Source organism: Streptomyces sp. NPDC093600, assembly GCF_044764755.1.
Taxonomy (GTDB): Bacteria; Actinomycetota; Actinomycetes; order Streptomycetales; family Streptomycetaceae; genus Streptomyces.
This window is the reverse complement of the sequence record NZ_JBIWIU010000014.1, coordinates 1-14083: the sequence shown is the minus strand read 5'-3', so window position 1 is coordinate 14083 and position 14083 is coordinate 1. Positions and strand designations below refer to the sequence as shown.

Genomic DNA, 14083 nt, shown 5'->3' with positions numbered 1-14083 from the left:
GGTGGCCGCGACTCCGGCGCCCCTGCAGACGCCTCCGAAACCGACCTGGGACCCCCGGGACCCCGTCAGACCCCTGCTGCGACCCACCATCCGGATACGGCTCACGCTGCTCTACGGCGGGATGTTCCTGATCGCCGGCATCCTGCTGCTGTCGATCATCTACCTCTTCACCACGCAGGCCCTGAGCCTCAGCGCCTCCGAACTGCCGTTCAAGATCGTCAAGGGTGACGTCCTGCCCACCACCTCCTGGTGCGACCTGCCGGAGGCGGGCACGGGCGACCAGTTCAACCAGGCCGTCACGGCCTGTATGAAGCACCAGCGGGACCTGGCTCTGGACGACCTCCTGCGCCGCTCCCTGTTCGCTTTGCTCGGCCTGAGCATCATCGCCTTCGCCTTCGGCTACGCCATGGCGGGCCGGGTCCTCTCCCCGCTCGGCCGGATCACCCGGACCGCCCGCCAGGTGGCCGGATCCGACCTCGCCCGGCGGATCGAGCTGGACGGCCCCGACGACGAGCTGAAGGAGCTGGCGGACACCTTCGACGAGATGCTGGAGCGGCTGGAGCGCGCCTTCACCGCGCAGCAGCGGTTCGTCGCCAACGCCTCGCACGAACTGCGCACCCCGCTGGCGATCAACCGCACCCTCCTGGAGGTCCACCTCTCGGACCCCGGCGCCCCGGTGGAGCTCCAGCAGCTCGGCAAGACCCTGCTCGCCACCAACGAGCGCAGCGAGCAGCTGGTCGAGGGCCTGCTGCTGCTCGCCCGCAGCGACAACCAGGTCGTCGAGCGCAAGCCCGTCGACCTCGCCGAGGTCGCGTCGCGCGCCATCGACCAGGTGCACGGGGAGGCCGAGGCCAAGGGCGTGGAGATCCGCGGGGAGCGTGGGCCCGCCGTCGTCCAGGGCAACGGCGTCCTGCTGGAGCGGATCGCCCTGAACCTGGTCCAGAACGCCGTGCGGTACAACCTCCCGGAGGGAGGCTGGGTGGAGGTGACCACCGAGACCCAGCACGGCCAGGCGGTCCTGGTGGTCTCGAACACGGGACCCGTGGTCCCGGCGTACGAGATCGACAACCTCTTCGAGCCGTTCAGACGGCTGCGGCAGGAACGCACCGGGAGCGACAAGGGGGTCGGGCTCGGCCTGTCGATCGCCCGCTCGGTTGCGCGCGCCCACGGCGGGCGTATCATCGCGGAGCCCCGGGACGGCGGTGGTCTCGTGATGCGTGTCACTCTCCCGATCTGACACACTTCGAGTACCCGCCGGGTTCCGTTCGCTTTGCGCGGAATTCCCGGGGCCCGTTCCTGAGACGCCCCTGTGTGATCGATCACAGGAAACCACACAGGCCTCTCTACTCTCCGTGATCGGGAATTCCATCGGAAAACCAGGAAAAGTCCGGGTTTCCGGGGGCCTTGATGACGGGAAGTACACGGGGTGGCGCCCGTGAAGGACGGCCGAGGGACCGTGTACGGTCCCGTTCGCCACCCAAAGCCGATCACTCGTGAGAGGGCGGGCTGGGTGTCGATTGAGTAACAGACCTTGATGTGAGGCAAAATCTCCGCCTCGGGTCGGGCACAAGTCCGGCCTCTCACGCGTTACGTGCGCTGGAGACACCGCAACCACCCAGAGGGGGAGAGCGACATGGCAACGGATTACGACACCCCACGCAAGACCGACGACGACGTCGATTCGGACAGCCTTGAGGAACTGAAGGCCCGCCGGAACGACAAGTCGACCTCGACGGTCGACGTCGACGAGTTCGAGGCCGCAGAGGGCCTGGAACTGCCCGGCGCGGACCTCTCGAACGAGGAGCTCGCCGTCCGGGTCCTGCCCAAGCAGGCCGACGAGTTCACCTGCATGAGCTGCTTCCTCGTGCACCACCGCAGCCAGCTGGCTCGGGAGAAGAACGGCCAGCCGATCTGCCGCGACTGCGACTGAGATCGGACGGCCGTGGCAGGCGACACACCGTCCCGGAAGCGACGCTTCCGGCTTCATCGGAAGCCGGAGGCCGATCAGGGCGGCCCCGGCCCGGCAGCGGGTGCCCAGCAGGCCCCCGACGCCGAGCACACCGCCCACCTGCCCTCCCTCGGCGCGCGTGACGACGGGCGAGGCCCCTCGGCCTCGCTCGAAGCTGCCCCGACCTCCCGGTCGGCACCGACGGAGCGGCAGGAGGCGCGCCACGGGCGCCTCGACGCCGTCAAGCGCGCGGCCCACCCGGCGCGCGTCACGCTCGACCGCATGAAACTCGACCCCGCGCGGATCGACGCCGTCAAACGCGGCGTGAAGCGTGGCGGCCGGAGCGCCAAGGCCGGGATCGGCCACCTCGCCGACCGGCTCATCGAGATCGCCCCGCGCGTTCCCGTACGGGACCTGGCGACCCTGCGCCGCCAATTCCCGGGCCTCGGCCCCGAACAGATCGCCGACCGGCTCGTCGCGGGCGCGGCCAACGCCAGCTCGACCGTCGGCGCGGGCGTCGGCGCCGCCGCCATGCTCCCCGTACCTCCCGCGATGCCGGCCGAACTGGCCGCCGAGATCACCGGGGTCGCGGCGATCGAGCTGAAGCTCATCGCCGAACTGCACGAGGTGTACGGCCTGCGGCCGCCCGGCACGCTCACCCAGCGGTCGACGGCCTATCTGACCTCCTGGACGGAGGAGCGGGGCATCGACCCCACCAAGCCGACCACCCTCAACGCCGCACTCGGGGGCCAGCTCAAGCGCGAACTGCGCCAGCAGATCATGAAGCGCATGGTGCGCAATCTGCCCAATCTGATGCCGTTCATGGTCGGCGCCGCCGTCGGCGCGGTGATGAACCGCCGCGACACCAAGAAGCTCGCCGAACACGTCCGCGGTGACCTGCGGCGACGCCAGGTCCCCTGGGACGCCCTGGAGGGACTGCCCCCGCTGGAACAGCCCGAGAACCCCAAGGAGATCGGCATCTAGGGAGCAGGACGCCAGGCGCCGTCCCAGGCCGAGGCGCCCCTCCTAGGCCGGAGCGCCGCCCTGCGCCGACGCGTCCCGCGCCTCCGTGTCCCCGCTCCGCTCCCGCGCGGCCTCAAGCGCCGCCACCAGACCCCGCGGGTCGCGGCTGGACAGATAGACGTACGGCGTAGGGTCCGCCGGGTCGGTGACCTCGACCCGGACCGCGCCCGGGACGTAGCTGCGAAGCAGCATGAAGGCGCGCGGATCGGCCTTGAACGTGCGCCACGCGCGCGCCTCCTCCGCGTCCAGCGCCTCCGGCGTCCCCAGCGCCGACACCGGGATCCGCGCGTCGCCCGCGACCAGGGACCCGGCGACGACCCGGATGCGGGCGGAGCCGTACGAGGAGACGGCGGCGGCCGCCAGCGCGCCCGCCCCGATCACTCCGCACAGCGTCGGGACCGTGCCCAGCGGAAACATGACCAGACCGCCCGAGAGCGCCAGCAGGGCCACGATCACCCACCAGGAGCGGGGAGCGGTCAGACGCTCGTCGAAACGCGGCGCGGACGACGGCGCGGAGGACGGTACGGAAGGCTGCATGCCTCCAAGCTTGGCACGGCGCGACCCGCCCCTATCCGCGCGGGTAAGGTCTGCGGCTGTGACTGCAACATCTGCCGCCCTCACCCCGCCGGCCGACGCCATACCGCCGGTACGCCACCCCGACGCTCCGGCCCCCGGCGAGCTGCTCGGCGCGCACTACGAGCACTGCTTCGGGTGCGGCGGCGGACAGCCCCACGGTCTCCACCTGGAGGCACGGGCCGGCGAGGGCGTGACCGTCACCGCCGAGTTCACCGTGACCCCCGACCACCAGGGCGCCCCCGGCCTCGCGCACGGCGGCGTCCTCGCCACCGCGCTCGACGAGACCCTCGGCTCCCTCAACTGGCTGCTGCGGGTCATCGCCGTCACCGGCCGGCTGGAGACCGACTTCGCGCGGCCCGTCCCGGTCGGCACGGTGCTGCATCTGCAGGCCGAGGTCACCGCCGTGCGCGGGCGGAAGATCTACTCGACCGCGACCGGCCGGATCGGCGGGCCCGAGGGCCCCGTCGCCGTCCGCGCCGACGCCCTCTTCATCGAGGTCAAGGTCGACCACTTCATCGACAACGGCCGGCCGGAGGAGATCCAGGCGGCCATGTCCGACCCCGACCAGGTCCGGCGCGCCCGCGCCTTCGAGGTGAACCCCTGATGCGTAACCCTGTCGACGTACTCATCCGGCGAGTGGACCCGGACGTACCCATCCCGGCCTACGGCCACCCCGGCGACGCGGGGGTCGATCTGGTGACCACCGAGGCGGCCGTCCTGGCCCCCGGCGAGCGGATCGTGCTCCCCACCGGTATCTCCATCGCCCTGCCCGACGGCTACGCCGCCTTCGTGCACCCCCGCTCCGGTCTGGCCGCTCGGCTGGGTATCGCGCTGGTGAATGCCCCGGGGACGGTGGATGCCGGGTACCGTGGAGAGATCAAGGTGATCGTGGTCAATCTGGACCCCCGCGAGAGCGTGCGGTTCGAGCGGTTCGACCGGATTGCCCAACTGGTCGTCCAGCAGGTCGAGAAGGTGCGCTTCCACGAGGTGGCGGAGCTTCCCGGCTCGGCGCGGGCCGAGGGGGGCTTCGGTTCCACCGGCGGTCACGCCGCCGTGGACGGCACAACGGGTGGGAATCGATACGCTTCGGTCGTATCCGACCGGGAAGGACAGTGACGTGTTCGGACGTCGCAAGAAGAGTGGTTCCGCTGACGGCGTGGCGGACGCAGCGGGCGAGGCCGAGCAGGTCGTCGACGAGGTCGAACCCCGTGACGGCGAGGACGCGGCGGGCCGGCCGCGTCGGGTGAACCTTCCGCCGGCGCCCCGCCCCGACGGGCCGTGGGACATCTCCGAGGTCTCCCGTCCCGAGGACGGCCGGGTGGACCTGGGCGGCATCTTCGTGCCCGGCGTCGAAGGCATGGAGCTGCGCGTGGAGGTGGCGGGCGACGCGATCGTCGCGGCCACCGTCGTCCTGCGGGACAGCGCCGTGCAGCTGCAGGCGTTCGCGGCGCCGAAGAAGGAAGGCATCTGGGGCGAGGTCCGCGAGGAGATCGCCTCCGGCATCACCCAGCAGGGCGGTGTCATCGACGAGGTCGAGGGCCCCCTCGGCTGGGAGCTGCGGGCCCAGGTCCCGGTGCAGCTGCCCGACGGCACCGGAGGCGTACAGCTGGTGCGCTTCGTCGGCGTCGACGGGCCCCGCTGGTTCCTGCGCGGAGTGATCTCCGGGCAGGGCGCGGTGCAGCCCGAGGCCGCCGGTCTCCTGGAGCAGATCTTCCGGGACACCGTGGTCGTCCGGGGCGACGGGCCGATGGCCCCGCGCGACCCCATCGTCCTCAAGCTGCCCAACGACGCCCAGATGGTGCCCGAGGGCATCCAGCAGGAGGAGCAGGAGGGCTCGCGCTTCTCCGGAGGCATGGGCCAGCTCCAGCGCGGACCGGAGATCACCGAGGTCCGCTGAATCACGGCAAGGCCGGTGGGCCGTGCCCCGTACACCACGTACGGGACACGGCCCACCGGCCTTCCGCGCGCCAGAATGCCGTCAATACGGTCCCGGGGCGGCGTCACCCGTACAGAACGTCCGTTTCGCTGGACGTAAGGTCGAGCCATGGGTGGACGCGGCAAGCTACGGATCTACCTCGGTGCGGCTCCCGGCGTCGGCAAGACGTACGCCATGCTCTCCGAGGCGCACCGTCGCGTCGAACGCGGTACGGACTGTGTCGTCGCCTTCGTCGAGCACCACGACCGCCCGCGTACGGAGACGATGCTGCACGGCTTGGAACAGGTCCCGCGCCGCTCCCTCGTCCACCGGGACGCCGCCTTCACCGAGATGGACGTGGACGCCGTCCTCGCCAGGCGGCCCGCCGTCGCCCTCGTCGACGAGCTCGCCCACACCAACGTCCCCGGCTCCCGCAACGTCAAGCGCTGGCAGGACGTCGAAGAGCTGCTCGCCGCCGGGATCGACGTCATATCGACGGTCAACATCCAGCACCTGGAGTCGCTCGGCGACGTCGTCGAGAGGATCACCGGGGTCAGGCAGCGCGAGACCGTCCCCGACGAGGTCGTCCGCCGCGCCGACCAGATCGAGCTGGTCGACATGTCGCCCGAGGCGCTGCGCCGCAGGATGGCCCACGGCAACATCTACAAACCGGACAGGATCGACGCCTCCCTGTCCCACTACTTCCGGCCCGGCAACCTGACCGCGCTGCGTGAACTGGCGCTGCTGTGGACCGCCGACCGGGTCGACGAGTACCTCCGGCACTACCGCGGCGAGCACAACATCCGCTCCACCTGGCAGGCCCGCGAGCGGATCGTCGTCGGCCTCACCGGCGGCCCCGAGGGACGCACCCTCATCCGGCGCGCCACCCGGCTTGCGGAGAAGGGCGCGGGCGGCGAGGTGCTCGCCGTCTACATCGCCCGCAGCGACGGGCTCACCGCCGCCTCGCCCGAGGAGCTGGCGCTCCAGCGGACCCTGGTCGAGGACCTCGGCGGAACGTTCCACCACGTCATAGGCGACGACATCCCCTCCGGACTGCTGGAGTTCGCGCGGGGCGTCAACGCCACCCAGATCGTCCTGGGCTCCAGCCGCCGCAAGACCTGGCAGTACGTGTTCGGCCCCGGCGTCGGCCAGACCGTCGCCCGCGAGTCGGGCCCCGACCTCGACGTCCACATCGTCACCCACGAAGAGGCAGCCAAGGGACGCGGACTCCCCGTCGCCCGCGGCGCCCGCCTCGGCCGCTCCCGGATCATCTGGGGCTGGCTCGTCGGCGTCGGCGGCCCCGCGCTGCTGACCCTGCTCCTCACCCATGCCGACGCCGACCTCGGTCTGGCCAACGACATGCTGCTGTTCCTGGCGCTCACGGTCGCCTCCGCCCTGCTCGGCGGAGTGTTCCCGGCGCTCGCCTCCGCCGCCTTCGGCTCCTTCCTCCTCAACTGGTTCTTCACGCCGCCCCTGTACCACCTCACCGTCGCCGACCCCAAGAACATCGTCGCGATCGCCGTCTTCTTCGGCGTCGGCATGTCGGTGGCGTCGGTGGTCGATCTCGCGGCCCGCCGCACCCACCAAGCCGCACGGCTGCGCGCCGAGTCCGAGGTGCTGTCCTATCTCGCCGGCGGCGTGCTGCGCGGGGAGTCGAGTCTGGAGGCCCTGCTCGAACGCGTCAGGGAGACCTTCTCCATGGAGTCGGTGGCCCTGCTGGAACGGGACAGCGACGTCGAGCCATGGCGGCGCGCGGCCAGCGTCGGCGCGGGCCCCGTCGCCCGCCCCGAGGACGCGGACGTGGACATGCCCGTCGGCGAACACCTCGCGCTCGCCCTGGTCGGCCGCGCCCTGCCCGCCGAGGACCGGCGCGTACTCGGCGCGTTCGCCGCGCAGGCCGCGGTGGTGCTGGACCGGCAGCGGCTCGTCGGGGAGGCCGAGGAGGCCCGCAAACTGGCCGAGGGCAACAAGATCCGTACCTCCCTGCTCGCCGCGGTCAGCCACGACCTGCGCACCCCGCTGGCCGCCATCAAGGCAGCCGTCTCCTCACTCCGCTCCGACGACGTCGAATGGTCCGAGGAGGACCGGGCGGAACTCCTCGCCGGCATCGAGGAGGGCTCGGACCGCCTCGACCACCTCGTCGGGAACCTCCTCGACATGTCCCGGCTCCAGACCGGCACCGTCACCCCGCTGCTGCGCGCCATCGACCTGGACGAGGTCGTGCCGATGGCGCTCGGCGGAGTCCCCGACGGCAGCGTCGGCCTGGACATTCCCGAGACCCTGCCGATGGTCGAGGTCGACAAGGGGCTCCTGGAACGCGCCGTCGCCAACATCGTCGAGAACGCGGTCAAGTACAGCCCGCCCTGCGTGCCGGTGACCGCCGCCGCCAGCGCGCTGGGCGACCGGGTGGAGCTGCGGGTCGTCGACCGCGGCCCGGGGGTGCCCGACGAGAGCAAGGACGGCATCTTCGAGCCGTTCCAGCGCTTCGGCGACGCGCCGCGCGGCTCCGGTGTGGGCCTCGGGCTCGCCGTCGCCCGGGGCTTCGTCGAGGCCATGGGCGGCACCCTCACCGCCGAGGACACGCCCGGCGGCGGGCTCACCATGACGCTCACCCTCAAGGCCGTGACGGAGCGGCTCCCCCCGCCCACCGCCGGCCCGCCCACCGCCGGCCCGCCTGCCGCCGGCCCGCCCGCGCGGGTCGTCTCCTGACGGCAGCCGTCCCCCGCCCCGCCCGGTCGATCGGCCGGAGAGACCCTGCGGAGACACACGCGGAGAGACCCCCAGAGACCTGTGCAGAGAGACCCTCAGAGACACACGCAGAGAGAAGGATGCCTTCGATGACCCGGGTTCTCGTCGTCGACGACGAGCCGCAGATCGTCCGCGCGCTGGTGATCAACCTCAAGGCACGGAAGTACGAGGTGGACGCGGCGCCCGACGGCGCCACCGCCCTCCGGCTCGCCGCCGAGCGCCATCCCGACGTGGTCGTCCTCGACCTCGGACTGCCGGACATCGACGGCGTCGAGGTCATCAGGGGGCTGCGCGGTTGGACGCGGGTGCCGATCCTGGTGCTCTCGGCGCGGCAGACCTCCGACGAGAAGGTCGAGGCCCTGGACGCGGGCGCCGACGACTACGTCACCAAGCCCTTCGGCATGGACGAGCTCCTGGCCCGGCTGCGCGCCGCCGTCCGCAGGGCCGAGCCGGTAGGCGGCGACGACGCGGTCGTGGTCGTCGAGACCGAGAGCTTCACGGTCGACCTCGCCGCCAAGAAGGTGCACCGGGACGGGAAGGACGTCCGCCTCACGCCCACCGAGTGGCACCTCCTCGAAGTGCTCGTCCGCAACAGCGGCCGCCTGGTCAGCCAGAAGCAGCTCCTCCAGGAGGTCTGGGGCCCGTCGTACGGCACCGAGACGAACTATCTGCGGGTCTACATGGCGCAGCTGCGCCGCAAGCTGGAGGCCGACCCGTCGCACCCGCGCCACTTCGTCACGGAGCCGGGCATGGGCTACCGCTTCGAGCACTGATCCGAGCACGGGTCCGGGCAGCGGTACGGGCAGCGGTCCGTGGCGGTTCCGCCGTCGGTGGGGGCCGGTAGGCTTTCGGTATGAGTGCTGCACCGCGTACAGGGAAGCCGGCCGGGCGCTTCCGCCGGATGCTCGACCGGCTGTCCACCTCGCAGGAGGAGCTGGAGTCCGTCGAGCTCCAGGAGGACACCGAGGCCTCGGGGTGCACGCGTATCTGCGACTGCTCCGACCGCCAGATAGTCAAGGTGACTGGTACGTTGCGCACGGTCACTCTGCGCCCGCGGGCCGGTGTGCCGGCCCTCGAGGCCGAGCTGTTCGACGGCACGGCCCCGCTGGACGTGGTGTGGCTGGGCAGGCGGTCCATCGTGGGCATCGAGCCGGGCCGCAAGCTGATCGCCTCCGGACGGGTCTCCATGAGCCACGGCCGGCGCGTCCTCTTCAACCCCAAATACGAGCTCCGACCGCTCGGACAGGAGTAGCCGGTGACGTCCCTCGACAAGCCGACGAAGGATCAGGAATCCCAGGCCCAGGCCCCGAAGGAGGTCACCGAGGCGGCGCTGTTCGAGGCGTTCGGCGGCGTTCGGGGCATGGTCGAGACGGTCGTGCCGGGACTGCTCTTCGTCACGATCTTCACGATCAACAAGGACCTCCACCTCTCCGCGATCGCCGCGCTCGCGGTCTCCCTGGTCCTGGTCGCCGTCCGGCTGATCCGCCGGGACACCGTCAAGCACGCCTTCAGCGGCGTCTTCGGCGTGGCCTTCGGCGTGGTCTTCGCGATGATGACCGGCAACGCCAAGGACTTCTACCTCCCCGGCATGCTGTACACCCTGGGCCTCGCCCTCGCGTACATCATCACCACCCTCGCCGGCGTGCCGCTGATCGGCCTGATCCTGGGCCCGGTCTTCAAGGAGAACCTCTCCTGGCGCACCCGTAACCCCGGCCGGAAGAAGGCGTACGCCAAGGCGAGCTGGGCGTGGGGCCTGATCCTGCTCGGCAAGTGCGCGATCCTCTTCCCGCTGTACTGGTGGGCGGACACGACGCAGTTCGGCTGGGTCCTGGTCGCGCTGAAGATTCCGCCCTTCCTGCTCGCGGTGTACCTGACCTGGGTCTTCCTGTCCAAGGCCCCGCCGCCGATCGACGTCTTCGCCGAGATGGAGGCGGAGGAGGAGGCCGAGAAAGCCCGCAAGGCGGCAGCGGCGCAGCGCCCGGAGGCGTAGAGACACGCGCGTACGAGCCGCTTGTACGTACGCGGAAGGGCCCGGGACCTCGACCAGGTCCCGGGCCCTTCTCCGTACCGCCGTACCGGCTCCGTACCGCCGGCCGTACCCTCAGCCCGCCGCGGGCTCGTCGCGGCGGACCGACAGCAGGTCCTCCAGCTGCTCCTCGCGCGCCTGGGCGGCCACGAAGAGGAGCTCGTCGCCCGCCTCCAGGGTCTCCTCCGGGCTCGGGGTGAGCACCCGCGAGCCGCGGATGATCGTCACCAGGGAGGTGTCCTGCGGCCAGGCCACATCGCCCACCGGCGTCCCCGAGATCGCCGACTCAGGCGGCAGGGTCAGCTCCACGAGGTTGGCGTCGCCGTGGCTGAAGCGCAGCAGCCGGACCAGGTCGCCGACGCTCACCGCCTCCTCCACCAGGGCCGACATCAGACGCGGCGTCGACACGGCGACGTCCACGCCCCACGACTCGTTGAAGAGCCACTCGTTCTTCGGGTTGTTCACCCGGGCGACCACGCGCGGCACGCCGTACTCGGTCTTCGCGAGCAGCGACACGACCAGGTTCACCTTGTCGTCACCGGTCGCCGCGATCACCACGTTGCAGCGCTGCAGCGCCGCCTCGTCCAGCGACGTGATCTCACAGGCGTCGGCGAGCAGCCACTCCGCCTGCGGCACCCGCTCCACCGAGATGGCGGTCGGCGCCTTGTCGATGAGCAGCACCTCGTGGCCGTTCTCCAGGAGCTCGCCCGCGATGGACCGGCCCACCGCACCCGCGCCCGCAATAGCGACACGCATCAGTGACCGCCCTCCTCAGGCCCCTCGGCGAAGGCCGCCTCGACCTTGTCGATCTCGTCCGTACGCATCATCACGTGCACGAGGTCGCCCTCCTGCAGCACCGTCTGCGAGGACGGGATGACCGCCTCGCCCAGCCGGGTGAGGAACGCCACGCGCACGCCCGTCTCGTCCTGCAGCCTGCTCACCTTGTGGCCGATCCACGCGGGGGAGGTGTGCACCTCGGCGAGCTGCACGCCGCCGCTCGGGTCGGTCCACAGCGGCTCCGCGCCCGACGGCAGCAGCCGCCGCAGCATCTGGTCGGCGGTCCAGCGGACCGTCGCCACGGTCGGAATGCCCAGACGCTGGTAGACCTCGGCGCGCCGGGGGTCGTAGATCCGCGCCGCCACGTTCTCGATGCCGAACATCTCGCGCGCCACCCGGGCCGCGATGATGTTGGAGTTGTCGCCGCTGCTCACCGCGGCGAAGGCACCCGCCTCCTCGATCCCCGCCTCACGCAGCGTGTCCTGATCGAAGCCGACGCCGGTCACCCGGCGCCCGCCGAAGCCGGACCCCAGACGGCGGAAAGCCGTCGGGTCCTGGTCCACGACGGCGACGGTGTGCCCCTGCTGCTCCAGGGTCTGCGCGAGAGCGGCTCCCACTCGCCCGCAGCCCATGATGACGATGTGCACGTCCCCTTACCCCGCACTCCTGATCGCCTTGCCGACCTGCGAAAACACCCTGCTCACAACTTTCCTCACCCGACTTGCCCGGGTTGGGGCGGGCAGCGCCCTGCCGTGCTGCCCGGTCCGAGCTTATGCGTCAACGATGGCCAGGACCGCATCCGAGGGGGCGCCCACGGAGATTCCGTGCGGATCGGGGGGTGCCAGGTGGGCGTGGCGCTTTTCGAACGCTTACGATCCTCTGCGTGTCCAAACTGACCGACGTGCCCAAACGGATCCTGATCGGGCGGGCCCTGCGCAGCGACAGGCTCGGGGAAACCCTCCTTCCGAAGCGCATCGCACTCCCCGTCTTCGCCTCCGACCCGCTGTCCTCGGTGGCGTACGCACCGGGTGAGGTGCTGCTCGTCCTGTCGATCGCGGGTCTGTCGGCGTACCACTTCAGCCCGTGGATCGCGCTGGCCGTCGTGGTCCTGATGTTCACGGTCGTCGCCTCCTACCGGCAGAACGTCCGCGCCTACCCCAGCGGCGGCGGCGACTACGAGGTCGCCAACACCAACCTCGGCCCGAAGGCCGGACTGACCGTCGCCAGCGCCCTGCTCGTCGACTACGTCCTGACCGTCGCCGTCTCCATCTCCTCCGGCATCGAGAACCTCGGCTCGGCCATTCCGTTCGTCGTCGAGCACAAGGTCGCCTGCGCGGTCGGCGTCATCGTGCTGCTGACCCTGATGAACCTGCGCGGGGTGAAGGAGTCCGGAAGCCTCTTCGCCATCCCGACGTACGTCTTCGTCGCCGGCGTCTTCATCATGATCGCGTGGGGCGCGTACCAGGGCATCGTCCTCGACGAGACCATGAGGGCCCCCACGGCCGACTTCGAGATCAAGCCCGAGCAGGAGGGCCTGGCCGGCTTCGCCCTGCTCTTCCTCCTGCTGCGCGCCTTCTCCTCCGGCTGCGCCGCCCTCACCGGTGTCGAGGCGATCTCCAACGGCGTCCCCGCCTTCCGCAAGCCGAAGTCGAAGAACGCGGCCACCACGCTCGCCCTGATGGGCGGCCTGGCCGTCACCATGTTCTGCGGCATCATCTTCCTGGCGATGGCCACCGACGTACGAATGGCCGAGCACCCCGCCATCGACCTGCTGCACAACGGCGTCCCGGTCGGCGAGGACTACGTCCAGGACCCGGTGATCTCCCAGGTCGCGGCCGCCGTCTTCGGCGACGGCACCTTCTTCTTCGTGGTCCTCGCCGCGGCCACGGCGCTCGTCCTCTTCCTGGCCGCCAACACCGCGTACAACGGCTTCCCGCTCCTCGGCTCGATCCTCGCCCAGGACCGGTACCTGCCCCGCCAGCTGCACACCCGCGGCGACCGGCTCGCCTTCTCCAACGGCATCGTGCTCCTCGCCGGCGCCGCAGCGCTGCTGGTGTGGGTCTACGGAGCCGACTCGACGAAGCTGATCCAGCTGTACATCGTCGGCGTCTTCGTCTCCTTCACCCTCAGCCAGATCGGCATGGTCCGGCACTGGAACCGGCACCTGAAGACGGAGCGGGACCCGGTCCAGCGCCGACGCATGATCCGCTCCCGCGCGATCAACACCTTCGGCGCCTTCTTCACCGGCCTCGTCCTCGTCGTCGTCCTCGCCACCAAGTTCACCCACGGCGCCTGGGTCGCGCTGCTCGGCATGGTGATCTTCTACGGCACGATGACCGCGATCCGCCGGCACTACGACTCCGTGGCGCAGGAGATCGCGGCCGCCGAGGAGCGCCCCGACGAGTACGTACGCCCGTCGCGGGTCCGTTCCGTCGTCCTGGTCTCCAAGTTGCACAAGCCGACGCTGCGCGCCCTCGCCTACGCCAAGCTGCTGCACGCCAACGAGCTGGAGGCGCTGAGCGTCAACGTCGACCCGGCCGAGACCAAGGCGCTCAAGGCCGAGTGGGAGCGGCGGGGCATCAACGTGCCGCTGAAGATCCTCGACTCGCCGTACCGGGAGATCACCCGGCCGGTCATCGAGTACGTGAAGAACATCCGCCGGGAGAGCCCGCGGGACGCCGTCTCGGTCTACATCCCCGAGTACGTCGTCGGCCACTGGTACGAGCACTTCCTCCACAACCAGAGCGCCCTGCGACTGAAGGGCCGGCTGCTCTTCACCCCCGGCGTGATGGTGACGTCCGTCCCGTACCAGCTGCGGTCCTCCGAGGTCGCCAAGAAGCGGGAGCGGAAGCGCCAGGACTGGAACGCGCCGGGCTCGGTGCGCCGCGGCCCGGTCGAGAAACGGCCGAAGGAACCGGTCGGCAAGGACACGTAGACTGGTGGGGGGGGGGGGCGGGCGCCCCCCCCCCCCCCCCGGGGGGCCGGGGGGCCGCCCCGTAAAGCCCCACGATTATGGTTTTGGGGGGGGGCGGGGGGGCGCGTGGGGGGGGGGGCGGCGCCCCCCCGGGCC

At 71.1% G+C, this 14083-nt stretch carries 14 protein-coding genes; 11 read left to right on the top strand and 3 right to left on the bottom strand.

The window, feature by feature from the left end; translation table 11 throughout:
* Position 1: 1 nt before the first annotated feature.
* From ACIRB4_RS27495 to ACIRB4_RS27485, 3 genes are all read left to right on the top strand, one after another.
* The gene (locus ACIRB4_RS27495) at positions 2–1237 is read left to right on the top strand and encodes a sensor histidine kinase (protein ID WP_403294882.1); all 1236 of its coding nucleotides are present in this window, start codon (positions 2–4) and stop codon (positions 1235–1237) included.
* 396 nt (positions 1238–1633) lie between these two features.
* On the top strand, positions 1634–1930 hold the full coding sequence (locus tag ACIRB4_RS27490; protein WP_003955561.1) for a DUF4193 domain-containing protein: 297 nt from the start codon (positions 1634–1636) through the stop codon (positions 1928–1930).
* Positions 1931–1942: 12 nt separating this feature from the next.
* Complete coding sequence (locus tag ACIRB4_RS27485; protein WP_403294881.1) at positions 1943–2932, top strand: hypothetical protein; 990 nt, start codon at positions 1943–1945, stop codon at positions 2930–2932.
* A 42-nt stretch (positions 2933–2974) separates the two neighbouring features.
* Here the strand turns inward: ACIRB4_RS27485 and ACIRB4_RS27480 are convergent, their stop codons facing one another.
* Entirely contained in the window at positions 2975–3508 is a 534-nt protein-coding gene (locus ACIRB4_RS27480) for a DUF3093 domain-containing protein (RefSeq protein ID WP_403294880.1), read from the bottom strand.
* A gap of 58 nt (positions 3509–3566) precedes the next feature.
* Between ACIRB4_RS27480 and ACIRB4_RS27475 the strand changes: the two genes are divergently transcribed.
* The 7 genes from ACIRB4_RS27475 (at position 3567) to ACIRB4_RS27445 (ending at position 10200) form a co-directional block, all read left to right on the top strand.
* Positions 3567–4151, top strand: coding sequence for a PaaI family thioesterase (locus ACIRB4_RS27475; protein ID WP_403294879.1), 585 nt, complete (start codon positions 3567–3569; stop codon positions 4149–4151).
* Positions 4151–4663, top strand: a complete 513-nt coding sequence (dut, locus tag ACIRB4_RS27470) for a dUTP diphosphatase (RefSeq protein ID WP_356892814.1) — start codon at positions 4151–4153, stop codon at positions 4661–4663. Before ACIRB4_RS27475 ends, dut begins: the two co-directional genes overlap by 1 nt.
* Before the next feature lies 1 nt (position 4664).
* The gene (locus tag ACIRB4_RS27465) at positions 4665–5444 is read left to right on the top strand and encodes a DUF3710 domain-containing protein (protein ID WP_403294878.1); all 780 of its coding nucleotides are present in this window, start codon (positions 4665–4667) and stop codon (positions 5442–5444) included.
* Positions 5445–5591: 147 nt separating this feature from the next.
* Positions 5592–8171 (top strand): ATP-binding protein, encoded by a 2580-nt coding sequence (locus ACIRB4_RS27460; RefSeq protein WP_403294877.1) that lies wholly within the window; start codon positions 5592–5594, stop codon positions 8169–8171.
* A gap of 128 nt (positions 8172–8299) precedes the next feature.
* Positions 8300–8983, top strand: a complete 684-nt coding sequence (locus ACIRB4_RS27455) for a response regulator (protein ID WP_403294876.1) — start codon at positions 8300–8302, stop codon at positions 8981–8983.
* Positions 8984–9063: 80 nt separating this feature from the next.
* On the top strand, positions 9064–9462 hold the full coding sequence (locus tag ACIRB4_RS27450; RefSeq protein ID WP_356897278.1) for an OB-fold nucleic acid binding domain-containing protein: 399 nt from the start codon (positions 9064–9066) through the stop codon (positions 9460–9462).
* Between the two features lie 3 nt (positions 9463–9465).
* Entirely contained in the window at positions 9466–10200 is a 735-nt protein-coding gene (locus tag ACIRB4_RS27445; protein WP_356897280.1) for a DUF3159 domain-containing protein, read from the top strand.
* Between the two features lie 111 nt (positions 10201–10311).
* Here the strand turns inward: ACIRB4_RS27445 and ACIRB4_RS27440 are convergent, their stop codons facing one another.
* A complete protein-coding gene (locus tag ACIRB4_RS27440) occupies positions 10312–10992 on the bottom strand; it encodes a potassium channel family protein (protein WP_403294874.1) in 681 nt (226 codons plus the stop codon).
* On the bottom strand, positions 10992–11660 hold the full coding sequence (locus ACIRB4_RS27435) for a potassium channel family protein (RefSeq protein WP_403294873.1): 669 nt from the start codon (positions 11658–11660) through the stop codon (positions 10992–10994). Before ACIRB4_RS27435 ends, ACIRB4_RS27440 begins: the two co-directional genes overlap by 1 nt.
* A gap of 236 nt (positions 11661–11896) precedes the next feature.
* Between ACIRB4_RS27435 and ACIRB4_RS27430 the strand changes: the two genes are divergently transcribed.
* Entirely contained in the window at positions 11897–13948 is a 2052-nt protein-coding gene (locus tag ACIRB4_RS27430) for an APC family permease (RefSeq protein WP_403294872.1), read from the top strand.
* Positions 13949–14083: the final 135 nt, after the last annotated feature.

What these genes read in the sequence shown, in the direction of transcription:
- dut (WP_356892814.1), top strand. Translation starts at nt 4,151, where the DNA reads ATGCGTAACCCTGTCGACGTACTCATCCGGCGAGTGGACCCGGACGTA.
- ACIRB4_RS27480 (WP_403294880.1), bottom strand. Translation starts at nt 3,508, where the DNA reads ATGCAGCCTTCCGTACCGTCCTCCGCGCCGTCGTCCGCGCCGCGTTTC.
- ACIRB4_RS27455 (WP_403294876.1), top strand. Translation starts at nt 8,300, where the DNA reads ATGACCCGGGTTCTCGTCGTCGACGACGAGCCGCAGATCGTCCGCGCG.
- ACIRB4_RS27490 (WP_003955561.1), top strand. Translation starts at nt 1,634, where the DNA reads ATGGCAACGGATTACGACACCCCACGCAAGACCGACGACGACGTCGAT.
- ACIRB4_RS27440 (WP_403294874.1), bottom strand. Translation starts at nt 10,992, where the DNA reads ATGCGTGTCGCTATTGCGGGCGCGGGTGCGGTGGGCCGGTCCATCGCG.
- ACIRB4_RS27460 (WP_403294877.1), top strand. Translation starts at nt 5,592, where the DNA reads ATGGGTGGACGCGGCAAGCTACGGATCTACCTCGGTGCGGCTCCCGGC.
- ACIRB4_RS27450 (WP_356897278.1), top strand. Translation starts at nt 9,064, where the DNA reads ATGAGTGCTGCACCGCGTACAGGGAAGCCGGCCGGGCGCTTCCGCCGG.